Source organism: Micromonospora sp. DH13 (assembly GCF_020873825.1).
Lineage (GTDB): Bacteria > Actinomycetota > Actinomycetes > Mycobacteriales > Micromonosporaceae > Micromonospora > Micromonospora haikouensis.
This window is the reverse complement of sequence record NZ_JAHWGR010000012.1, coordinates 24,186-46,203: the sequence shown is the minus strand read 5'-3', so window position 1 is coordinate 46,203 and position 22,018 is coordinate 24,186. Positions and strand designations below refer to the sequence as shown.

At 74.7% G+C, this 22,018-nt stretch carries 21 protein-coding genes; 17 read left to right on the top strand and 4 right to left on the bottom strand.

Features of this window, described 5'->3' with window-relative positions; translation table 11 throughout:
• Nucleotides 1-320: 320 nt before the first annotated feature.
• A complete protein-coding gene (locus LPA42_RS14045) occupies nucleotides 321-755 on the bottom strand; it encodes an Lrp/AsnC family transcriptional regulator (RefSeq protein ID WP_043966285.1) in 435 nt (144 codons plus the stop codon).
• A 145-nt stretch (nucleotides 756-900) separates the two neighbouring features.
• Between LPA42_RS14045 and LPA42_RS14040 the strand changes: the two genes are divergently transcribed.
• The 12 genes from LPA42_RS14040 to LPA42_RS13985 all read left to right on the top strand — a co-directional run bounded on the left by LPA42_RS14040 (nucleotide 901) and on the right by LPA42_RS13985 (nucleotide 11,948).
• Nucleotides 901-1,863 (top strand): tryptophan 2,3-dioxygenase, encoded by a 963-nt coding sequence (locus tag LPA42_RS14040; protein WP_077938669.1) that lies wholly within the window; start codon nucleotides 901-903, stop codon nucleotides 1,861-1,863.
• A 14-nt stretch (nucleotides 1,864-1,877) separates the two neighbouring features.
• Nucleotides 1,878-3,158, top strand: coding sequence for a kynureninase (gene kynU, locus LPA42_RS14035; protein WP_077938678.1), 1,281 nt, complete (start codon nucleotides 1,878-1,880; stop codon nucleotides 3,156-3,158).
• Entirely contained in the window at nucleotides 3,155-4,492 is a 1,338-nt protein-coding gene (locus LPA42_RS14030; protein WP_077938670.1) for an NAD(P)/FAD-dependent oxidoreductase, read from the top strand. The genes kynU and LPA42_RS14030 overlap by 4 nt, the downstream gene beginning before the upstream one ends.
• Before the next feature lie 23 nt (nucleotides 4,493-4,515).
• On the top strand, nucleotides 4,516-5,997 hold the full coding sequence (locus LPA42_RS14025) for a 2-hydroxymuconic semialdehyde dehydrogenase (protein WP_077938679.1): 1,482 nt from the start codon (nucleotides 4,516-4,518) through the stop codon (nucleotides 5,995-5,997).
• Nucleotides 5,994-6,788: a 2-keto-4-pentenoate hydratase gene (locus tag LPA42_RS14020; RefSeq protein ID WP_077938671.1), complete on the top strand. Its 795-nt coding sequence runs from the start codon at nucleotides 5,994-5,996 to the stop codon at nucleotides 6,786-6,788. The genes LPA42_RS14025 and LPA42_RS14020 overlap by 4 nt, the downstream gene beginning before the upstream one ends.
• On the top strand, nucleotides 6,785-7,573 hold the full coding sequence (locus LPA42_RS14015) for a 2-keto-4-pentenoate hydratase (RefSeq protein ID WP_077938672.1): 789 nt from the start codon (nucleotides 6,785-6,787) through the stop codon (nucleotides 7,571-7,573). Before LPA42_RS14020 ends, LPA42_RS14015 begins: the two co-directional genes overlap by 4 nt.
• Nucleotides 7,570-7,998: a RidA family protein gene (locus LPA42_RS14010; protein WP_077938673.1), complete on the top strand. Its 429-nt coding sequence runs from the start codon at nucleotides 7,570-7,572 to the stop codon at nucleotides 7,996-7,998. Before LPA42_RS14015 ends, LPA42_RS14010 begins: the two co-directional genes overlap by 4 nt.
• Before the next feature lie 36 nt (nucleotides 7,999-8,034).
• Nucleotides 8,035-8,559: a 3-hydroxyanthranilate 3,4-dioxygenase gene (locus LPA42_RS14005; RefSeq protein WP_077938674.1), complete on the top strand. Its 525-nt coding sequence runs from the start codon at nucleotides 8,035-8,037 to the stop codon at nucleotides 8,557-8,559.
• Nucleotides 8,559-9,683 (top strand): amidohydrolase family protein, encoded by a 1,125-nt coding sequence (locus tag LPA42_RS14000; RefSeq protein WP_228986600.1) that lies wholly within the window; start codon nucleotides 8,559-8,561, stop codon nucleotides 9,681-9,683. Before LPA42_RS14005 ends, LPA42_RS14000 begins: the two co-directional genes overlap by 1 nt.
• A 49-nt stretch (nucleotides 9,684-9,732) precedes the next feature.
• Nucleotides 9,733-11,196 (top strand): amidase, encoded by a 1,464-nt coding sequence (locus LPA42_RS13995; RefSeq protein ID WP_077938687.1) that lies wholly within the window; start codon nucleotides 9,733-9,735, stop codon nucleotides 11,194-11,196.
• A gap of 73 nt (nucleotides 11,197-11,269) precedes the next feature.
• Nucleotides 11,270-11,554, top strand: a complete 285-nt coding sequence (locus tag LPA42_RS13990; RefSeq protein WP_043966299.1) for a hypothetical protein — start codon at nucleotides 11,270-11,272, stop codon at nucleotides 11,552-11,554.
• Nucleotides 11,541-11,948 carry a DUF5130 family protein gene (locus LPA42_RS13985; protein ID WP_043966300.1) on the top strand — a complete coding sequence of 136 codons (408 nt, stop codon included), beginning with the start codon at nucleotides 11,541-11,543 and terminating at the stop codon, nucleotides 11,946-11,948. Before LPA42_RS13990 ends, LPA42_RS13985 begins: the two co-directional genes overlap by 14 nt.
• Nucleotides 11,949-12,172: 224 nt before the next feature.
• On the opposite strand, the gene pepN is transcribed toward LPA42_RS13985, so the two are convergent.
• A complete protein-coding gene (gene pepN / locus LPA42_RS13980; RefSeq protein ID WP_077938680.1) occupies nucleotides 12,173-14,728 on the bottom strand; it encodes an aminopeptidase N in 2,556 nt (851 codons plus the stop codon).
• 222 nt (nucleotides 14,729-14,950) lie between these two features.
• Between pepN and LPA42_RS13975 the strand changes: the two genes are divergently transcribed.
• The 3 genes from LPA42_RS13975 (at nucleotide 14,951) to LPA42_RS13965 (ending at nucleotide 17,496) form a co-directional block, all read left to right on the top strand.
• Complete coding sequence (locus LPA42_RS13975; protein WP_077938681.1) at nucleotides 14,951-15,574, top strand: disulfide bond formation protein DsbA; 624 nt, start codon at nucleotides 14,951-14,953, stop codon at nucleotides 15,572-15,574.
• Nucleotides 15,575-15,737: 163 nt separating this feature from the next.
• Nucleotides 15,738-16,937 carry a DUF1015 family protein gene (locus LPA42_RS13970; protein WP_043966305.1) on the top strand — a complete coding sequence of 400 codons (1,200 nt, stop codon included), beginning with the start codon at nucleotides 15,738-15,740 and terminating at the stop codon, nucleotides 16,935-16,937.
• Nucleotides 16,938-17,028: 91 nt separating this feature from the next.
• Entirely contained in the window at nucleotides 17,029-17,496 is a 468-nt protein-coding gene (locus tag LPA42_RS13965; protein WP_043966306.1) for a ribose-5-phosphate isomerase, read from the top strand.
• A 33-nt stretch (nucleotides 17,497-17,529) separates the two neighbouring features.
• On the opposite strand, the gene LPA42_RS13960 is transcribed toward LPA42_RS13965, so the two are convergent.
• Nucleotides 17,530-17,856 (bottom strand): hypothetical protein, encoded by a 327-nt coding sequence (locus LPA42_RS13960; RefSeq protein ID WP_043966308.1) that lies wholly within the window; start codon nucleotides 17,854-17,856, stop codon nucleotides 17,530-17,532.
• Between the two features lie 66 nt (nucleotides 17,857-17,922).
• Nucleotides 17,923-19,155, bottom strand: coding sequence for a GNAT family N-acetyltransferase (locus LPA42_RS13955; RefSeq protein WP_077938683.1), 1,233 nt, complete (start codon nucleotides 19,153-19,155; stop codon nucleotides 17,923-17,925).
• Nucleotides 19,156-19,264: 109 nt separating this feature from the next.
• Between LPA42_RS13955 and LPA42_RS13950 the strand changes: the two genes are divergently transcribed.
• Both LPA42_RS13950 and LPA42_RS13945 read left to right on the top strand, forming a co-directional pair.
• Nucleotides 19,265-19,828, top strand: a complete 564-nt coding sequence (locus LPA42_RS13950) for a hypothetical protein (RefSeq protein ID WP_077938684.1) — start codon at nucleotides 19,265-19,267, stop codon at nucleotides 19,826-19,828.
• A gap of 265 nt (nucleotides 19,829-20,093) precedes the next feature.
• Nucleotides 20,094-21,974, top strand: a complete 1,881-nt coding sequence (locus LPA42_RS13945; RefSeq protein WP_077938685.1) for a propionyl-CoA synthetase — start codon at nucleotides 20,094-20,096, stop codon at nucleotides 21,972-21,974.
• Nucleotides 21,975-22,018: the final 44 nt, after the last annotated feature.

The following is a 22,018-nucleotide window of genomic DNA, read 5'->3' as shown; positions in this document are numbered from 1 at the left end:
CGTGTGCGACCGCCGCGACCCGCGCGCCGCGCCCGGCCGGACGGGCCGGGGCCGGCACGGATGGCGTTGCCGGACGGGTCGTGGCGGCCGGTGCGGCGCGCATGGCCGGACGGGCACGGTGTGACGCGGTGAGCCCCCGCATTGTTCCCCCCTCCCGGTGCCGAGGCACCGGAATCCTCCCCGGGACAAGTCCGCGCTGCATTCCCCCTGACGTGGGGGCAAACCTGCCGGCACCGGTCCGTGCGCCGGCTCGGCAGGTGCGCGGCAGGTGTTAGGAGGGGGCCCTTCCTATACAGAAAGCGTTAACAAGGTGCCCTTCCTTACAGGCGGGTGACGGGGTGCCAGGCAAGGGGGGTGGAGAGGACCATCGTGCTCGACGGCTGGCCGTACGGGGCGAGCCGGTCGATCACCCGCTCGAAGTCCCCGATCGAGCCGGCCGCCACCCGCAGCACGCTGCACGCGTCGCCGGTGATCCGGTGGATCTCCATGATCTCCGGCCAACCCGGCACGTCCGGGTCATTGAGGATGCACCGCGACCCGTAGCAGGACATCCGGATCAGGGCGACCACCGTGCGGCCGGCGCGGGCCAGGTCGACGTGGGCGTGGTAGCCGGTGATCACCCCCGACTCCTCCAGCCGGCGGACCCGTTCGGCCACGGCCGGCGGCGACAGGTGCACCCGCCGGGACAGCTCGCTGTACGAGAGCCGGGCGTCGGCCTGGAGTTCCCGCAGCAGCGCCCAGTCCATGTCGTCCACGCCTGACCTTCCTCTCCGAAAGGTGGATGGGGGTTTCGGCTTTGGCTTCGCAGGTCGAAGGGCGGCAGCGCCGTCGAATCGGCATTCCGTTCGGCCCGTCGACCGGGGCACCATGACGCTACCCGGCTCATGGAGGAGACGACAGGTGGAGCAGACGGACCTGCGGGTGCCCGCACCGGCCACGGTGGTCCGTCCGGCGACCCCGCGGCAGCGGGCGGCCCGGGCGGCCCGCAACGGCGGCGAACCGACCCTGGACTTCGCCGACCGGGTGCCCTACGACGCGTACGTGCACGCCAGCACCCTGCACCGGTTGCAGCAGCCGCTGAGCGACGACCCGGGCGAGATGTCCTTCCTGATGGTCAGCCAGATCATGGAGCTGTACTTCGGGCTGACCCGCCACGAGCTGCGCGAGGCCCAGCGCTGCCTGCGCGCCGACCGGGTGGGCGCCGCCCTGGCCCCGCTGCGCCGCGCGGCGCTGCACTTGGAGGGGCTCAACGCGGCCTGGAAGGGGCTGCGCTGGATGACCCCGGCCGACTTCAACCGGTTCCGCAACCTGCTCGGCGAGGGCTCCGGCTTCCAGTCGGCGATGTACCGGCACCTGGAGTTCACGCTCGGCCTGCGCGACGCGGCCCTGATCCGGCCGTTCCGCCGGCAGGCCGAGGTGCACGCCGAGCTGCGCGCCACGCTGGCCGCCCCGAGCCTGTGGGACGACGTGGTGGCCCTGCTGGCTCGCCGCGGCTTCGCCGTGCCGGCCGAGGTGCTGGGGCGCGACGTCGCCGAGGAGCACCGGCCGCACCCGGCGGTGGAGGCCGCCTGGGTGGCGATCTACGACGGCGAGGAAGCCGGCGGCGGGGAAGCCGGCGACGGGGAAACAACCGGCGAGGAAGCCGGCGCGGGCGGGCCGGGCGACGAGCTGCGGCTGCTCGGCGAGGCGCTGGCCGAGGTGGCCGAGCAGTTCGGCGACTGGCGGTGGAACCACGTCAAGGCCGTCCAGCGCACCATGGGCGCGAAGGTCGGTAGCGGCGGCTCCGCCGGCCTGGCCTGGTTGCAGCGCAGCATGGCCCGGGTGGTCTTCCCCGAGCTGTGGTCGGCCCGGACGGCGATGTGAGCGGGGAGGACACGATGACCGTCGCGGAGAGCGAGGCGCACCGCCTCGACAAGGCCGACCCCGGGCACCGGCACCTGTTCCACGTGCCGCCGGCCGACGGCGGGCGCTACCCGGAGGCCGCGTACCTGGCCGGCAACTCGCTCGGCCTGCAACCCCGGGCCACCCGCGCCGAGCTGCTGGCAGACCTGGACGCGTGGGGCCGCCTCGGCGTCGAGGGGCACCTGGAAGGGCAGCGGCCCTGGCTGCCGTACCACGAGCTGTTGACCGGGCCCGTCGCGCGACTGGTCGGCGCGCGGCCCACCGAGGCCGTGGTGATGAACTCCCTCACCGTCGACCTGCACCTGCTGATGGTCAGCTTCTACCGGCCGGCCGGGCGGCGCACCCGCATCGTCATCGAGGACGCCGCCTTCCCGTCGGACAGCTACGCGGTGCGCAGCCAGGCCCGCTTCCACGGCCTCGACCCCGACGCCACCGTGCTGCGGCTGCGCCCCCGCCCCGGCGAGGACGCCCTGCGCACCGCCGACGTGACCGACCTGCTCGCCGCCGAGGGCGACACGATCGCGCTGGTGCTGCTCGGCGGGGTCAACTACCTCACCGGCGAGCTGCTGGACATCCCGGCGATCACCGCCGCCGGCCGGGCCGCCGGTGCGGTCGTCGGCTGGGACCTCGCGCACGCCGCCGGCAACGTGCCGCTCGCGCTGCACGACTGGGACGTCGACTTCGCCGCCTGGTGCTCCTACAAGTACCTCAACTCCGGCCCGGGGGCGCTGGCCGGCGTCTTCGTCCACGAGCGGCACCTCGGCCGGGCCGACCTGCCCCGCTTCGAGGGCTGGTGGAGCACCGACGCGGCCACCCGGTTCGAGATGACCCCGACGTCCCGGCCGCCGGCCACCGTGGAGGCGTGGCAGGTGTCCAACCCGCCGATCCTCGCCATGGGCCCGGTGCGCACCTCACTGGAGCTGTTCGACTCGATCGGCATGCCGGCGCTGCGGGAGCGCAGCCTGCGGCTCACCGGCTACCTGGAGCGGCTGCTCGACGAGGTCACCGCCGACCGGCCGCTGACCGTGGTCACTCCCCGCGACCCGGCCCGCCGGGGCTGCCAGCTCTCCGTGCGCATCGGCGCGGGCAGCGCCGGGGAGCTGACCAAGCGGCTGCGCCACGAGCACGGGGTGATCGCCGACGCCCGGGAGCCGGACGTCGTCCGGTTCGCCCCGGTGCCGCTCTACTCGACGTACCACGACTGCTGGCGGGTCGCCGACGCGCTGGCCGCGACGGTCGCGGAGGTGACCCCATGAACCCCGAACGCGAGGAGATCGCCGTCGTCGGGGCCGGGCTGGCCGGCTGCCTGCTCGCCTGCTTCCTGGCCCGGCGCGGCTACCGGGTGGCCCTCTACGAGCGGCGGCCGGACCCGCGCACCGGCCGCGTCGAGCGGGGCCGCTCGATCAACCTGGCGCTGTCCGAGCGGGGGCTCGACGCGCTGCGCCGCATCGGCCTGGCCGAGCAGGTGCTGGCCGACGCGCTGCCGATGCGCGGGCGCATGATCCACCCCGTGGTCGGTGAGCCGGCGTTCCAGTCCTACAGCGCCACCGGGGACCGGGCGATCAACTCGATCAGCCGGGGCGCGCTCAACAACGCCCTGCTCACCGCCGCCACCGCGCTGCCCGGGGTGCGGGTCGCGTTCGACCACCGGCTCGTCGGCCTCGACCCGGCCACCGGCGAGATGACCTTCGAGACCCCGCAGGGCAAGATCACGGCCGCCGCGCCGGTCGTCCTCGGCGCCGACGGGGCCGGCTCCGCCGTGCGCGGGCAACTCCTCGCGTACGGGGTGCTCCAGGAGAGCCTCGACTTCCTGGACTACGGCTACAAGGAGCTGACCGTCCCGCCGGTCGGCGGGGAGTTCGCCCTCGACCCGGCGGCCCTGCACATCTGGCCGCGCGGCACGTCGATGATGATCGCCCTGCCCAACCCCGACCGCTCGTTCACCTGCACGCTGTTCTGGCCCACCCACGGCACGGCGAGCTTCGCCTCGCTGACCAGCCCGGCGGCGATCGAACGGCACTTCGCCACCCACTACCCGGACCTGCTGCCACTGGCCCCCAACCTGGTCGACGACTACCAGCACAACCCGGTCGGGGTGCTCGGCACCGTCCGCTGCACCCCGTGGCAGGCGGGCGGGCGGGTCGGGCTGCTCGGCGACGCCGCGCACGCCATCGTCCCGTTCTACGGCCAGGGCGCGAACTGCGCGTTCGAGGACGTGGTGGCGCTGGACCACTGCCTCGACGAGTGCGCCGACGACTGGGCGGCCGCGCTGCCGCTGTTCCAGGCGCGGCGGCAGGGCGACGCCGAGGCGATCGCCCGGATGGCGCTGGCCAACTTCGTGGAGATGCGCGACAAGGTGGCCTCCCCGGTCTTCCAGGCCCGCCGCCGCCTCGACCACGCGCTGGAGCGGGCCCTGCCCGGGCGGTACGTCTCCCAGTACGAGCTGGTGTCCTTCTCCACCACCCCGTACGCGCGGGTGCGGCGGCGGGTGCGCCGCCAGCAGGCGGCGCTCGGGGCGGTGGCGGCCGGCACGGCGGCGCTGCTGGCCGGCGCGGTCGGCGCGGCCTGGACGCGGGGGCGGCGGCGGTGAGCGTGACCTGGGATCCGGGCCTGATGGCCGGGCGGGCGGCCGGCGGGCCGCCGCTGCTGCGGCACTTCGTCGGCGGGGAGTTCGTCGACGCGGGCCGGCGGTTCACCAAGCGCAGCCCCGTCACCGGCGAGCCGGTCTTCGAGGTGGTCGAGGCCGACCGGTCCACCGTCGACGACGCGGTGGCCGCCGCCCGGGCGGCGCTGCGCGGGCCGTGGGGCCGGCTGGGGGAGCGGGAGCGCGCCGAGGTGCTGCGCCGGGTCGCCGACGAGCTGGAACGCCGCTTCGCCGACCTGGTCACCGCCGAGGTCGCTGACACCGGCAAGTCCATCAGCCAGGCCCGCACGCTGGACGTGCCCCGGGCCGCGGCCAACTTCCGGGCGTTCGCGGAGATCGTGGCGACCGCCCCGACGGAGTCGTTCACCACCGTCACCCCGACCGGCGGGCGGGCGTTGAACTACGCCGTGCGCAAACCCGTCGGCGTCGTCGCCGTGATCGTCCCGTGGAACCTGCCGCTGCTGCTGCTCACCTGGAAGGTCGCCCCGGCCCTGGCCTGCGGCAACGCCGTGGTGGTCAAGCCCAGCGAGGAGACCCCCGCCTCGGCGACCCTGCTCGCCGAGGTGCTGGCCGCCGCCGGGGTGCCCGACGGGGTGTTCAACCTGGTGCACGGCTTCGGCCCCGACTCGGCCGGCGAGTTCCTCACCCGCCACGCGGGCGTCGACGCGATCACCTTCACCGGCGAGTCCGCCACCGGCGGGGCGATCATGCGGGCCGCCGCCGACGGGGTGAAGGCCGTCTCGTTCGAGCTGGGCGGCAAGAACGCCGGCCTGGTCTTCGCCGACGCCGACCTCGACGCGGCCGTCGCCGGGTCGGTGCGGTCCAGCTTCACCAACGGCGGCCAGGTGTGCCTGTGCACCGAGCGGATCTACGTGCAGCGGCCCGTGTTCGACGAGTTCGTCGGGCGGCTGGCGAAGGCGGCCGACGCGCTCGCGTACGGGTGGCCCGCCGACGAGGCCACCGTCAACATGCCGCTGATCTCCCACCAGCACCGGGACAAGGTGCTCGGCTATCACGGCCTGGCCCGCGCCGAGGGGGCCGAGTTCCGGGCCGGCGGCGGCACGCCCGCCTTCGGCGACGCCCGCGACGGCGGGGCGTACGTGCGGCCCACCGTGCTCACCGGCCTCGGCCCCGACGCCCGCACCAACCGCGAGGAGATCTTCGGCCCGGTGGTGCACGTCGCCCCGTTCGACACCGAGGAGGAGGCGTACGCGCTGGCCAACGGCACCGAGTACGGCCTCGCCGCGACCGTGTGGACCCGGGACGTGGGCCGGGCGCACCGGGCGGGGGCCCGCCTCGACGCCGGCATCGTCTGGGTCAACACCTGGTTCCTGCGGGACCTGCGCACCCCGTTCGGCGGGGTGAAGGCGTCCGGCATCGGCCGCGAGGGCGGCGTGCACTCCCTCGACTTCTACTCCGAACTCACCAACGTCTGCGTGGACCTCACATGACCGTCGACATCGAAGCCGCCGCCCGGGAGCTGACCGAGGCCCGGTCCAGCGGCAAGCCCTGCCCGCCGCTGCGCGGCCGGCTGCTGCCCGAGGGGGACGTCGCGTCGGCGTACCTCGTGCAGCAGCGCCAGGCACGGGCCTGGCACGGCCGGGGCGAGCGCCGGGTCGGCGCGAAGATCGGCCTGACCTCCCGGGCCGTGCAGGACGGCTTCGGCGTGTACGAGCCGGACTTCGGCGTGCTGACCGACGCGATGGCCGTCGCCGACGGCGACGAGGTGCCGATCGGGCGGCTGCTCCAGCCCCGCGTGGAGGCGGAGATCGCCTTCGTGCTCGGCGCGGACCTCACCGTCGGGCGGCCCACCACCGTCGACCTGCTGCGGGCCGTCGACCACGTGCTGCCGGCCATCGAGATCGTCGACTCGCGGGTCGCCGGCTGGGACATCTCCATCGTCGACACCGTCGCCGACAACGCCTCCAGCGGGCTGTTCGTGCTCGGTGCCGCGCCGCGCCGGCTAGCCGACGTCGACCTGCGGCTGTGCGGGATGGTCCTGGAGCACGCGGGGGAGCCCGTCTCGGTCGGCGCGGGCGCGGCGTGCCTCGGCAACCCGCTGCACGCCCTCGGCTGGCTCGCCGGCACCCTCGCCCGCGCCGGCGACCCGCTGCGCGCCGGTGACGTGGTGCTCTCCGGGGCGCTCGGGCCGATGGTGCCGGTGACGCCCGGCGCGGCGTACGAGGCGCGGATCTCCGGGCTCGGCTCGGTGCGGACCTGCTTCAGCGAGGAGAAGTCATGATCGGGGTGGACACCGCCGGCATCGCCGCGAAGCTGGGCGAGGCGGCCGACACGGCCACCGCCATCGGCCAGCTCGCCGCCGAGACCGGCCTCGACGTCGACGGCGCGTACGCGGTGCAGACCGCCCTCGTGCAGCGCCGGCTCGACCGGGGCGAGCGCCTCGTCGGGCTGAAGATGGGGCTGACCAGCCGCGCGAAGATGGCCCAGGTCGGCGTCGACGAGGTGATCTGGGGGCGGCTCACCGACGTGATGCGGGTGCCCGACGGCGGCACGGTCGACGTGGCCGACTTCATCCATCCCCGGGTCGAGCCGGAGGTGGCGTTCCTGCTGGACCGGGTGCCCGAGCCGGGCGAGCCGGTCGGGTCGTTCGCCGACGCGGTGCGCGCCGTGGCCCCGGCGATCGAGCTGATCGACTCCCGGTACGCGAACTTCACCTTCTCCCTGCCGGACGTGATCGCCGACAACACCTCGGCCGGCGTGTTCACGATCGGGCCCTGGTCGCCGGTGCCCGACGGGCTGGACAACCTCGGCGTGCTGCTGGAGGTCGACGGGCGCATCGCGCAGGTCGGCTCGACCGCGGCGATCCTCGGCGACCCGCGCCGGGCCCTGGACGAGGGGCTGCGCCTCGCCGGCCGGCACGGGGTGCGGCTGCGCTCCGGCTGGGTGTTCCTCGCCGGGGCCGCGACGGCCGCCGTGCCGCTGCGGCCGGGCGCGCACGTGCGGGCCGTCGTCGAGAAGCTCGGCGTCGCGTCGCTGCGGGCGGCGTCGCCCGGGGCGGCGTCGTGAGCGGGCGGGCTCGGGTGGTGGCGGGGAAGGCCGTGCCGCGCGGGGCCTTCCCGCACGTCAAGGTCGCGGGCGGCTTCGTCTTCGTCTCCGGTACGTCGTCGCGGCGGCCCGACAACACGTTCGCCGGTGTCGCCGTGGACGAGTTCGGCACCACCGACCTGGACATCCGGGAGCAGACCCGGGCCGTCATCGGCAACATCGGGGACCTGCTGCGCTCGGTCGGCGCGGAGCTGACCGACCTGGTGCAGGTCACCTCGTACCTGGTCAACATGAACGACTTCGGGGGCTACAACGAGGTGTGGGCGGAGTTCTTCGACGCGGGCGGGCCGACCCGGACCACGGTGGCCGTGCACCAGCTGCCGCACCCGCACCTGCTGATCGAGATGCAGGCCGTGGCACTTCTTCCGTCGGAAGGTCAGTCGTGAGTTCGCAAGGTCAGTCGTGAGTTCGGGAGGTCAGTCGTGAGTGAGATCGCCGAGCCGTTCAGCTTCCCCGGCTGGATCGCCGAGAACCAGCACCTGCTGAAGCCGCCCGTGGGCAACAAGGAGATGTTCCCCGGCGGCGACGACTTCATCGTGATGGTCGTCGGCGGGCCCAACCAGCGCACCGACTTCCACGTCGACCCGTACGAGGAGTTCTTCTACCAGGTCAAGGGCAACATGCACGTCAACCTGATGACGCCCGAGGGGCCGCGTACGGTGCACGTGCGCGAGGGGCAGATGTGGATGCTGCCGCGCGACACCCCGCACTCGCCGCAGCGCCCCGAGGCTGGCTCGATCGGCGTGGTCGTCGAGCGGGTCCGCGAGGAGGGCACGCTGGAGAAGTTCCAGTGGTACTGCCCGCAGTGCGGGGCGAAGGTGCACGAGGTGGAGTTGCAGGTCCGGGACATCGCCGCCGACCTGCCCCCGGTGTTTCAGGCGTTCTACGCCGACGAGGCCGCCCGCACCTGCGGCGACTGCGGCGCGCTGCACCCGGGCAAGGGCTGATGACGGCCGGGCCCGCGTCACACTCACCCGCCCCGGACGCGGGCGCACCCGTCGTGGACGTGCACACGCACGTCGTACCGAAGGGGTGGCCGGACCTCGGCGCGGCGTGCGGCGGGTCCGGCTGGCCCTGGCTGCGGGTCGACTCCGAGCGGGCCGCCATGATCATGGTGGGGGAGACGGAGTTCCGGCCGGTCGGCGCGGAGTGCTGGGACGCGCCGACCCGGCTGGCCGACATGGCCGCCGACGGGGTCGACGTGCAGGTGGTCTCGCCGACGCCGGTCTTCTTCGGCTACGACCGGCCCGCCGGCCAGGCGGCGAAGGTCGCCCGGATCTTCAACGACCTGACCCTGGAGGTCACGGCCGGCGGCGGCGACCGGCTCGTGCCGTTCTGCCAGGTGCCGTTGCAGGACCCGGACGTGGCCTGCGCCGAGCTGGACCGCTGCCTCGCGGCCGGGCACGTCGGGGTGGAGATCGGCAACCACGTCGGCGACCGGGACCTCGACGACGCGGGCGTGGTCACCTTCCTCCAGCACTGCGCGCACGTCGGCGCGCCCGTCTTCGTGCACCCGTGGGACATGCCGGACGGGCCCCGGCTCGGCCGGTGGATGGCCCGCTGGCTGACCGGGATGCCCGCCGAGACGCACCTGTCGGTGCTGGCGATGATCCTCGGCGGGGTGTTCGACCGGGTGCCGGAGACGCTGCGGATCTGCTTCGCCCACGGCGGCGGCAGCTTCCCGTTCTGGCTGGGCCGGGCCGACAACGCCTGGCACCGCCGGGGCGACCTGGTCCGGGGCGCGTCCGCCGCCCCGCCCAGCGCGTACGTCGACCGGTTCTGCGTCGACTCGGTGGTGTTCGCCCCGGCGGCGCTGCGGCTGCTGGTCGACACCATGGGGGAGGACCGGGTGCTGGTCGGCAGCGACTACCCGTACCCGCTGGGGGAGCGGCCGGCGGGGCGGGTGGTCCGCGAGGCCGATTTCCTCACCGCCGGGCAGCGCGCCAAGCTCCTCTCCACCAACGCCCTGCGCTTCCTCGGCCTGGAGCGACGGTTCGCGATCCGGGAGCTGCTGTCGATCGACCGCGACTGGGCGGGCCTGCTGGAGGACGACAAGACGCCGCGGTTCTGACCGGTCGTGTCGGGCGGCGGGGCGGGGCGGGGTCGGGCAGGATGGCGGGGTGGCCGAGCTGCACGACCTGACCGCCCTGGAGCAGGGCGCCGCGATCGCGCGCGGCGAGTGCTCCAGCGTGGACCTGGTCGAGCACCACCTGTCCCGGGTCGACGCGCTCGGCGACACCGTCGGCGCGTTCGTCACCGTCACCGGCGAGGCGGCCCGCCAGGCGGCGCGGGCGGCCGACGCCGCCCCCGCGCAGGGGCGCGGCCCGCTGCACGGCGTGCCCACCGCGATCAAGGACCTGACGCTCACCGCCGGGGTGCGCACGACGTTCGGCTCGGCGGCCTTCGCCGACCTGGTGCCCCCGCTCGACGCCGACGTGGTGCGGCTGATCCGCGCCGCCGGGCTGGTCAGCCTCGGCAAGACCACCACCAGCGAGCTGGGCTGCTCGCTCTACTCCGAGGGCCTGGTCGCGCCGCCGGCCCGCAACCCGTGGGACCTGGCCTACACGGCCGGCGGCTCCTCCGGCGGGGCGGCGGCGGCCGTCGCGGCCGGGCTGGTCCCCGTCGCCCAGGGCTCCGACGGCGGCGGCTCGCTGCGCATCCCCGCCTCGCTGTGCGGCCTCGTCGGCCACAAGCCGAGCCGGGGCACGGTCCCCGGCGGGCCGCTCGGCTTCGGCGCGTTCGGCCTGCCGATCAACGGGCCGCTGGGGCGCACCGTCGCCGACGTCGCCGCGCTGCTCGACGTCATGGCGGTGCCGGTGCCCGGCGAGCCCTACCTGCCGCCGCCCGCGCCCGACGGCGGCTACCTCGGCGCGGCCCGCGGCGCCGCGCCCGGCCGGCTGCGGGTCGGCCGGTTCACCGCCCCGATGCTCGCCGACGAGCCCGTCCACCCCGACTGCGTGGCCGCCGTCGACACCGCCGCCGCGCTGCTCGCCGAGGCCGGGCACGAGGTGGTCGACGTCCCCGCGCCGTTCGGCCCGGAGGTGTGGCCGCTGTTCGAGATCGTGTGGTATGTCCTGGCGCTCACCCCCGTCCCGCCCGAGCGGGAGAGCCGCCTGCTGCCGCTGACCCGCCTCCTGCGGTCGCGGGGCGCGGAGATCTCCGCCGGCACCCTGACCAGCACCCTCGGCGAGCTGCAGGCGCAGGTGCGCCGGGCCGCCCGCCGCACCGCCGGCTGCGACCTGCTGCTCTGCCCGACCCTCGCAGCGCCGCAAGCGCCGGTGGGCTGGTTCACCGCCGACGGCGACCCCGAGCGCGACTTCGACCGGCAACGGCGGTTCTCGCCGTACTGCGCCGTGTTCAACGTCACGGGGCAACCGTCCGTGTCGCTGCCGCTGGGGCGCACCGCCGAGGGGCTGCCCGTCGGGGTCCTGCTCACCGGCCGGTACGGTGCCGACGCGACCCTTCTCGGCGTCGCCGCGCAGCTTGAGCACGCCAGTGGCGGGTGGGATCGCCACCCCGCAGTCTGGCGGGCCGTGGGCTCCGCTAACGTGAATACGAGCGGAGTCGGCGAGCCGATGTCATGATCGTCCAACCGACCCGGAAGTTCCTGGTCTCTCTTTCCGCCTGGGGGCGTTGGGATTGTCTGTTACCGAGACGTTGCTGATCTTCGTCGGCATCCCGGCGGCCGTGGTGCTGGTGATCACCGCGCTGGCGTTCGCCGGTGGCCGGTCCTCCGGGGGCGGCGCCAAGCGCTACCGGCCGGGTCGACCCTTCGACTTCACTCCGGTCTGGTTCCTGGGCCGTCCGGAGCAGCTGGCCGACTCGGCCGGCACCGCGCTGGCGGCGGGCGCGCAGGCGCCGGCGCTGACCAGCCACAAGCTTGACCGGGCCGGCGTCGAGGCGCCGGCTGGTGGAACCGGAGGCGCAAGTGACCGTTGGTGAGAAGCAGGCCGAGGCGGGCACCCCGCCCGAGGTGCTGGACGGGCCCTTCTCGACCCGCCAGCTGCTGCGCATCGACGAGGCGCTCCGCCTGGCCGACCAGGGGACCGGGCTGGTCTTCTCGGTCTACGTCGGCGGGCTCGACGAGCCGATCCGCGCGCACGCCCAGCGGCTGCACCGCCAGCTCGCCGACCCCGACCGGTCCGTGCTGATCGCGGTGTCGCCCAACCAGCGCCAGCTGGAGATCGTCACCGGGCGGCAGGCCCGCAAGCGCATCCCCGACACCTACGCCAAGCTCGCCGCGCTTTCCATGGTGGCGGCCTTCGGCGGCGGCGACCTGGCCGGCGGCATCATCAGCGGCCTCGACCAGCTCGCCAGCCACGCCGGCCGGGCGTAAGGAAGGGCCCCTTCCTAACGCATCCGGTCGAGAAGGGCACCCTTCTCACCATCCGCACGGCGAGCAGGAGCCCACGGCGAGCAGCACCGCACACGACGGCGACGCCCGGTCCGCGACAGCGGGCCGGGCGTCCGTGCGTTCGGCGGGTGTGCGCGTCCGGCGGTGCCATCGCGTCCACCTCCGCACGCCACCCCAAACGCCCCGGGGCCGCGTACCACGTGGGGTCAGGCGCTGCGGGCGTCGCGCTCGCGGGCCTTCAGCGCGCGCACGACGGCGTCGCGGCCCTCGGCGACCAGCCGCCGCAGCGACGCCGGCTTGTCGCCGGCGGCGGCCAGCCACGCGTCCGTGGCGGCCACCGTGTCCTCGGAGACCTGCTGCGTCGGGTACGCCAGCTGCACGAACTCCTGCGCCGGCTCGCTGTCGCGCTGGGCCCAGACCTGGTCCACCACCTCGAAGTACCGCTCCCGGTACGGCGCGACCAGCTCCGCCTGCACCGCCGGGGCGAAGCCCTGCAACAGCGCCCGGTTGCGCCAGTTCGGCAGCGCGTCGGGGCCGGTGAGCTGCGCCCAGACCGCCGCCTTGTTCTCCGGCGTCGGCACCAGCGCGTGCGCGTACGCGGCCTCCCGCTCGCCGCTGGCGGTGCGGTCGCCGGCCAGCTCCGCCTCGATCTCGGCCGGCCCGCCGACGCCCTTGCTCACCAGCGACTGCAGGATCACCCAGCGCAGCTCGGTGTCGATGGCCAGCCCGGCGGGCACGTCCACCCCGCCCAGCCAGCCCCGGACGGCGGCCAGGTCCTCCGCCGAGCGGGACGCCTGCACGTACGCGCGGGCCCAGGCGAGCTGGAGCCCGCTGCCCGGCTCGGCGGTGGCCAGCGTCGCCTTCGCGGCGCGGGCCAGCTCCGCCCAGCCCGTCGGGGCCCACGCCGGGTCGGCGTACAGGTTGAGGGTGGTCACCACGGACTGCCGCAGGGTGGCGGTGACCAGGTTGATGTCGGTCTCGGCGGGCAGCCCGGCCAGCACCAGCGCCAGGTAGTCGCGGGCCGACAGCTCGGCGTCGCGGACCATGTCCCACGCCGCCATCCAGCACAGGGCCCGCGACAGCGACGACTCGAACCCGGCGATGTGCTGCACCACCGTGGCCATCGACCGCTCGTCCAGGCGCAGCTTCGCGTACGTCAGGTCGTCGTCGTTGAGCAGCAGCACGTCGGCTGCCCGCACCCCGGCCAGGTCGGTCAGCTCGGTCGCCTCGCCGGTCACGTCGACCTCGACCCGGTCGCGGCGCACCAGCCGGCCGTCGGTCAGGTCGTACAGGCCCACGCCGATGCGGTGGGTGCGCAGCGTCGGGTGCCCCGACGGGGCCTCCTGCCGCACCACGACCCGCTCGTAGCTGCCGTCCGCGCCGATCGTCACCTCGGGGCGCAGCGTGTTGACCTGCGCGGTCTCCAGCCACTGGGCGGCGAACTTGCGCAGCTCCCGGCCGGAGGCCGCCTCCAGCTCCGACAGCAGGTCGTCGAAGGTGGCGTTGCCCCAGGCGTGCTTGCCGAAGTAGGCCCGCAGCCCGGCCAGGAACGGCTCCTCGCCGACGTACGCGACGAGCTGCTTGAGCACGCTCGCGCCCTTGGCGTACGTGATGCCGTCGAAGTTGACCTCGACGGCCTCCAGGTCCGGCATCTCGCAGTAGACCGGGTGGGTGGAGGAGAGCTGGTCCTGCCGGTAGCCCCAGTTCTTGCGGATCGACAGGAACGTCGTCCACGCGTCGGTGAACCGGGTGGCGTGGGCGTTGCACCAGTGGCTGGCCCACTCGGCGAACGACTCGTTGAGCCACAGGTCGTTCCACCAGCGCATGGTGACCAGGTCACCGAACCACATGTGCGCCAGCTCGTGCAGGATCGTGTTGGCCCGCTGCTCGTACTCGAAGTCGGTCACCTGTGAGCGGAAGATGTAGTGCGACTCGGCGTGCGTGACGCAGCCGAAGTTCTCCATCGCCCCGGCGTTGAAGTCGGGCACCCAGAGCTGGTCGTACTTGGGCAGCGGGTAGCGCACCCCGAACTGCTCGTGGAAGAAGTCGAAGCCCTGCTTGGTGATCAGGAACAGGTCGTCGGCGTCGAGGTGCTGCGCCATCGACGCCCGGCAGTAGACCCCCAGGTCGATGCCGTCGTGGCTGTCGCGCACCTCGTGGTACGGGCCGGCGCAGAGCGCGGTGATGTAGGTGCTCATCCGGGCCGACTGGGCGAAGTGGACCGCCTTGAGCCCCTCGCCGGCCGGCTCCTCGCGGGCCACCGGCATGTTGGACACCACCCGCCAGTGCTCCGGGACGGTGGCGTGCCAGGTGTAGACGCTCTTGAGGTCGGGCTGGTCGAAGCAGGCGAACACCTTCTGCGCGTCAGCCGTCTCGAACTGGCTGTAGAGGTAGGTCTCCCCGTCGACCGGGTCGACCGTGCGGTGCAGCCCCTGCCCGCTGTTGGAGTACGCGAAGTCGGCGTCCACCACGAGGGTGTTCTCGGCGGCCAGGCCGGGCAGCGCCAGCCCCTTCTCCGCCGACCAGCCCGACAGGTCGAGCGGGACGCCGTTGAGGGTGGCTGACCGGACCGACTCAGCGGCGGCCTCGATGAAGGTGGCCGCACCCGGCTCGGCGCAGCGGAACCGGACCTCGGTCACCGACCGGAAGGTGCGTCCGTCGGCCGCCTGCACGGCGGTCGACAGGTCCAGACTGATGTCGTACCCGGTCACCTCAAGCAGGCGGGCCCGCTCGGTGGCCTCCACCTGGGTCAGGTTGCGCACTCCCGGCACTGTTCGTCTCCATCCCACTCTCGCCGTGCGCCGCCGCGGCGCCAGCCCACCGCTCGCTCGTGGCGACCGGTTCCGATCCGAGTCTTCCATGCGAGGGCACCTCGCGGTGGTCGAGCTCACGCTCTCATTCCGCTACCGGTCGATGCGCCGTGGGGTGAGGATCGAGGGACGAGGCGCCGGCTTTCGGCCCTCCCGTCGCGAAGGGAACCTCACGTGACCGACCGTGTCGCCGTCGACATGTGGTTCGACCCCATCTGCCCCTGGGCGTGGGTGACCTCCCGCTGGCTGCTGGAGGTGGAACAGGTCCGCGACGTGGACGTCCGCTTCCACGTGATGAGCCTGTCGGTGCTCAACGAGGGCCGGGACGTGCCCGAGCAGTACCAGCAGCTCATGCAGGCCGGCTGGGGCCCGGTGCGGGTGTGTGTCGCCGTGCAGCAGCAGCACGGCCCCGACGCCGTCCGCGCCCTCTACACGGCGCTGGGCACCCGCATCCACCTGGGCAAGGAGGAGCTGGGCCGGGACCTGTACGTGGCCGCGCTCGCCGACGCCGGGCTGGGCCCGGAGTTGGCCGACGCCGCCGGCTCCACCGACTACGACGAGGCGCTGCGGGCCAGCCACGAGGCGGGCATGCGGCCGGTCGGCCAGGACGTGGGCACCCCGGTGATCCACGCGCCGGGCCCGGACGGCTCGCCGGTGGCGTTCTTCGGCCCGGTGGTCACCCCGCGCCCGAAGGGGGAGGCCGCCGGCCGGCTCTGGGACGGCGTCCTGCTGGTCGCCGGCACGCCCGGCTTCTACGAGCTGAAGCGCTCCCGCGAGGTCGGCCCCAGCTTCGAGTAAGGAAGGGCCCCTTCTTAACGCATACGGTCGAGAAGGGTTCCCCGCTCACCCCCCGCCCGGGGCGCGCGCCGGTGCGCGCGCCCCGGGCGGGGCCCCGTTCAGTTGGTGGACTCGGGTGGGGTGCGGCCCGCGGCGTAACCCCGCGGCGGTAGCGTCAGCGGACATGACGGTCGTGCATCCGATCGCCCGGGCCTGGATCACCACTGGCGGCACCGGCGCGCAGAACTACGACGAGTTCGCCGACGACGCGGAGATCACCGCGATCATCGAGGCGAACCCGCACAGTGCCCTCGGCATCGAGATGCCCCACCGGGCCCCGGAGAGCCTGGGGAAGTCGTTCCTCGACGCGCTCCCCGACGCGGTGACCCGGCTCGCCGAGGCGAAGGCCGACGGCAGCTACACCCCGGCCGAGCAGGTCGTGGTCCTCTACCGGATCAGCGCGCCGGGGGAGGAGACCGCGTACGGGATGTTCGCCATGGTCGACACCGACCAGATCTCCACCAGCGCCGACGAGCCGGGCCTGGTCATCCGCAACGAGGACGTGTTCATCGCCAAGGTCCGGGAGCGGGTCGCGCTCGCCGAGGCGCTCGGGCACCTGCTCTCGCCCGTACTCCTGCTCCAGACCGGCCGGGGCGACGAGCTGCACGCCGCGCTCGCGGCGGCGACCGAGACGGCCGGCGCGCCCGCCGCGACCGACACCGACCAGGCCGGGCGCACGCACGCCGTGTGGCTGCTCGGCCCCGGCCCGGAGCAGGACGCGCTGACCGCGCTGGCCGGCGGCGGCGAGCTGGTGGTCGCCGACGGCAACCACCGCAGCCTCGCCGCCCAGACCGGCGGCCTGCCCCGCTTCCTGGCCGTGGTGACCACCCCCGCGTCGGTCGCCATCCAGCCCTACAACCGGCTGGTCAGCGAGCTGACCGTCACCCCGGCCGAGCTGCTCGACCGGCTCCGCGCCGCCGGGGCCGAGGTCGAGCCGATCGACGGCCCGGTCGAGGTCCCGACGGCCGGCGGCACCGTCGCGCTCCGGCTCCCCGACCAGGGGTACGCGGTGCGCCTGCCGCACGTCGACGGCGGCCGGCTGGAGAACCTCGACCACGCCCTGGTCGAGCGGGTGCTGCTGCGCGACGCGCTCGGCCTCGACCCCGGCGACAAGCGGATCACGTACGTCGGCGGCGACTACCCGGCGAGCTGGCTGACCGGCGAGGTCGAGGCGGGCCGGGCCGAGCTGGCCGTGCTGATCGCCCCGGTGACCGTCGACGACTTCGTCGCGGTGAACCTGGCCCGGGAGAAGATGCCGCGCAAGAGCACCTGGTTCACCCCGAAGGCCCGCGGCGGCCTCGTGGTGGCCGAGCTGCCCCGCTGAGCAACACCCTGAACTGCGCTTCTGTGCCGAAACCGGCTCCGCGCCGCCGCCCGCGCGTCGGCGCGTGAGCCGGCCTGACAGACTGCGCGGTATGCGCGTCTATCTGGGATCCGACCACGCCGGTTTCGAGCTGAAGGTGCACCTGGCCAGCCACCTCGCCAAGCAGGGGTACGAGGTGGTCGACGTCGGGCCGCACGTCTTCGACCCGGACGACGACTACCCGGCGTTCTGCCTGCACACGGGCACCCGGGTGGTCGCCGATCCGGGCAGCCTCGGCGTCGTCATCGGCGGTTCGGGCAACGGCGAGCAGATCGCCGCGAACAAGGTCGCCGGCGTCCGGGCGGCGCTGGCCTGGAACATCGACACGGCCCAGCTCGGCCGGGAGCACAACGACGCGAACATCGTGGCCGTCGGCGCCCGCCAGCACACGCTGGACGAGGCGACCGCCATCGTCGAGGCGTTCCTCACCACGTCGTTCTCCGGCAACCCCCGGCACGCCCGGCGGATCGAGCAGGTCGCCGCGTACGAGCAGACCCGCGAGCTGCCCGAGCTGCCCTGACCCGGCGCGAGGATCTGCCCCGCCCCGCGCAGCTCAGCGGCCGGAGCGGGGCAGGTCCTCGCGGGGCACCCAGTTGCGCCGGACGACGACCACCCGCTGCTCCGCCTCGGCCAGGTCCGCCTCGGTCGGCCGGGCGGCGTCCCGGGCCCGCATCGCCGCCCGGGGCCCCACCTGCGAGGAGCCGGGGCCGACCAGGCCGCGCAGGCCCCGTTCGCCGCCGTCCCGGTCGTCGCCGCCGGGGGCGGGCCGGCGGCGCGGCGGCTCGGCCGCAACGTCCTGCGTGCCGGCCGTGGCGGCGGCCGGGGTCTCGCCGTCGGTGTGGTGCCTCGACCGGCGTCGCCGTCGTTCCGCGTCACCCATCCGTCGACCGTACCGCCCGGGACCGCCCCCGCGCCCCGCCCGGGCCGGCCCGACGCAACCAGGGTGTCAGAAGACGCCCATCCCCGACGGGGCCCGGTGCCAGGAGAAGGCCGGGCCGGCGGCGGCGAGCGCACCGGGGCGCAGCTCGGCGACCCGCCCGGCGTCGGCGAGCGTGGTGATCCCCACCCCGCCCAGGTACAGCTCGCCGAGCGCCCGCACGTCGCAGGCCAGGTCGGCCGGGGCGTCGGCGGGCACGCAGCGGGCGCCGTCCGGGCCGCCGGTCAGCCGCCAGCGCCCCGCGTTCTCCGGCAGCAGCTCGTCGGTCACCTCGACCACCACGTCGACGGCGGCGGCGTACCGGCGGGCGGCGAGGGCGGCGGGCACGTCCACCACCCGCACCCACAGCGCTTCGGACACCCGGGGCTCCAGCCGCCGCGGCTCGTTGACCAGGCGCAGCAGCGGATCGTCCACCGGCCCCCGGTAGGACAGCCGGCGGGTCAGGTCGAGCGAGAGCAGCAGCCGCCACAGCGCCAGGCGGGCCGTCGCGTTCTCGGCCACCACCTCGTCGACGACGGTCACCCCGCACGCGCCGGCGGCGTCCTGGCTGAGCCGGGAGCGCCACAGCGCGTACCCGTCGACCTCGCCGTCCGGGGCCTCGTGCAGCAGCACCCGCCGCTCCGTCGCGCCGTCGCGCTGGTCGGCCGGGTCGCCGAGCACGTACCGCCACCACCGGTCGTCCCGGTCGGACCAGCCGGGGCGGTCGGCGCGCTGCCGGTCGTACACCCGGGCCAGCTCGGCCTGCCGCGCGGCCGGGCGGTCCAGGCGCAGCCGGCCCTCGGCGGCGGTCGGGGCGGGCAGCCGCAGCTCGGTGGTGGTGCACTCGACGGCGAGCTGCTGGGCGGCGAGGCCGTAGCCGAAGCGGGGGTAGATCCGGCCCTCGCTGGCCCACAGCACGGCCACCGGCTCCCGGCCGGCGTCGCGGACCTCGCGCAGCTGCCGGCGCATGAGCCGGGTGAGCAGGCCGCGGCGGCGGTGGGTGGGCAGCACCGCGACCATGGTCACGTGGGCGGCCGGCACGACCGCCCCCGGCACGGTCAGTTCCCGGGTGTACGCCCCGGCGGACGCGACGAGGTCCGCGCCGTCGAAGACCAGCAGGCTGCGCTGCGGCTCCCAGATGCTTCGCTCGGCCTCGCGCGTCTCGGCGGGAAGGGTGGTGTGGAACGCGATCTCGAACAGGCGGGCCAACTCGTCGAAGCCGCCGGCCCGGCCGACGGTGATCGGCAGCGCAGTATCGGTCATCGCCCGTGTCTATCCCACGGCGCACGCACGGGCGAGCGGATTTGCCGGCTGGTTACCCTCGGAGATGGCGGGCCGGCGACGCCGGCATCGGTCAGGGGGAGGACACGAGATGGCAGACCAGACACAGCCGTGGGCGGAGCGCACGGTCGAGGTGCCGCCGCAGCCGGGTGTCGGGGTGCCGCCGCAGCCCGACGCCTTCCGCCGGGGCGTGGCGTCCGTCGGCCAGCGGCGCCCGCCGCGCACCGAGCAGTTCCCCACCGTCGAGCACGGCGGCCACGCCGGGCACGACGGGCACGATGGGCAGTGGTCCAACGTGTCGGCGCCCCGCCGGCCGCTGAGCTGGCACCTCAACCAGCTCCGGGTCGGCGGCGAGTGGAGCGCCGCCGGTGCCCTCTTCGCCTTCGTCTGCTGGGGCATCTGGGCCATCTCCGGGCGGGGCAACCTGGGGGCGCCGGTGCTCACCTTCCTGCTGAGCCTGCTGGTCGCCGCGGGCCTGTTCGGGCTGTCCCGGCTGCTCGGCCGGGTCGTCCTGGAACGGCAGCTCGGGCGGGTCCGGCGCAGCGCGCGCGGCGCCCACCTGGTGACTGCCGTCTTCCTGGTCGGCCTGGGGGTCGCCTACCTCCAGCAGACCGAGTGGGTGGTCTCCGCCTGGAACTGGGTCACCGGCAACTGATTCCCCGGTGCGCCCGGGCGGTCGGCCGTGGGCCGGGCCGCCCGGGCGTCGCCGTCGCGGCCCGCGCGACGCGGGCCGTTCCTCACCAGGCCGACGCCGCATACCCACCCGGCGGGCCTTCATCCGCCCCGGCGGGACCGGCCGACCGTCCGGACTGGGTTCGGCGGGCGGCCGCAGCGCCGTTCGGCGACCCGGGGGGTACGTCCGGCGCACCGGAGCCGGCCGGCCGTCGTCCCCACCCGCGGCCCCCGGCGATCATGGTCCGATGGGCGCGTATCGAGCAGCGTACGAGCGGAGCATCGCCGACCCGACGGGATTCTGGCGGGACGCGGCGGCGGAGATCGACTGGCACCGGCCCCCGCAGCGGATCCTCGACGACACCCGGGCCCCGCTGTACCGCTGGTTCCCCGACGGGGAGCTGAACACCTGCCATAACGCCCTGGACCGGCACGTGGCGGCGGGACGCGGCGACCAGCCGGCGCTGATCCACGACAGCCCGGTCACCGGCGTCACCCGCACCTACACGTACGCCGAGCTGCTTGATGCGACCGCCCGGTTCGCCGGGGCCCTGCGTCGGCTCGGGGTCGGCCGGGGCGACCGGGTGCTGCTCTACCTGGCGATGGTCCCGGAGGCGGTGGTCGCCATGCTGGCCTGCGCCCGGATCGGCGCGGTGCACTCGGTGGTGTTCGGCGGCTTCGCCGCGCACGAGCTGGCCGTCCGCATCGACGACGCCCGGCCCAAGGTCGTCGTGGCCACCTCGTGCGGCATCGAGGTGGACCGGATCGTGCCCTACCACCCGATCCTCGACGCGGCCCTCGCCGAGGCCGAGCACGCCCCGCAGCGGTGCGTGATCGTGCAGCGCCCCCAGCATCCCGCGCCGCTGACCCCCGGCCGCGACGTCACCTGGGACGACGCCCTCGACGGCGCGGCACCCGCCGACTGCGTCCCCGTCGCCGCCACCGACCCGCTCTACGTGCTGTACACCTCCGGCACCACCGGCCGCCCCAAGGGCGTCGTACGCGACAACGGCGGGCACGCGGTGGCGCTGCGCTGGTCGATGGCCAACGTCTTCGACATCGGGCCGGGCGACGTCTTCTGGGCCGCCTCCGACGTCGGCTGGGTGGTCGGCCACTCCTACATCGTGTACGGCCCGCTGCTCACCGGCGCGACCACGGTGCTCTACGAGGGCAAGCCCGTCGGCACGCCGGACGCGGGCGCGTTCTGGCGGGTCGTCTCGCAGCACCGGGTGGCCGCCCTGTTCACCGCTCCCACCGCGATCCGGGCGATCCGCCGCCAGGACCCGGACGGCACCCGCATCCGCCGGTACGACCTGACCAGCCTGCGGACGCTGTTCCTGGCCGGGGAGCGGCTCGACCCGGACACCTTCGCCTGGGCCGTGGCGCGGCTGGGCGTGCCGGTGGTGGACAACTGGTGGCAGACCGAGACGGGCTGGCCGGTGGCGGCGAACCCGCGCGGCCTCGAACCGCTGCCGATCAAGGCCGGCTCGCCGTCGGTGCCGGTCCCCGGCTACGACGTGCGGGTGGTCGACTCGCGGGGCGAACAGGTGCCGGCGGGCGTCGACGGCTCGATCGTGATCAGGCTGCCGCTGCCGCCGGGCTGCCTGCCGACCCTCTGGGGCGACGACGAGCGGTACGTGCGGTCGTACCTGAGCACTTTCGAAGGCTACTACCTGACCGGCGACGGCGGCCGGTTCGACGCCGACGGCTACCTGTACGTGATGGGCCGCACCGACGACGTGATCAACGTGGCCGGGCACCGGCTCTCCACCGGGGCGATGGAGGAGGTGCTGGCCGGGCACCCGGCGGTGGCCGAGTGCGCGGTGATCGGCGTCGCCGACGCGCTGAAGGGCCAGGTGCCCAGCGGGTACGTGGTGCTCAAGGCCGGCGTCGAGGTGGAACCGGACGCCCTCGCCGCCGAGCTGGTGGCCCTGGTGCGGGAGCGGATCGGCCCGGTCGCCGCGTTCCGCCGGGTGACCGTCGTGCCGGCGCTGCCGAAGACCCGCTCCGGCAAGATCCTGCGCCGCACCATGCGTGGGCTGGTGGAGGGGCGCGACGAGCCGGTGCCGGCCACCATCGACGACCCGGCCACGCTCACCGTCTTCCGGGACCTCGCCAGGACCGACTGACGGCCGACTGACGGCCGCCCGGCTCCGTCCGCTCCGCACCGGCG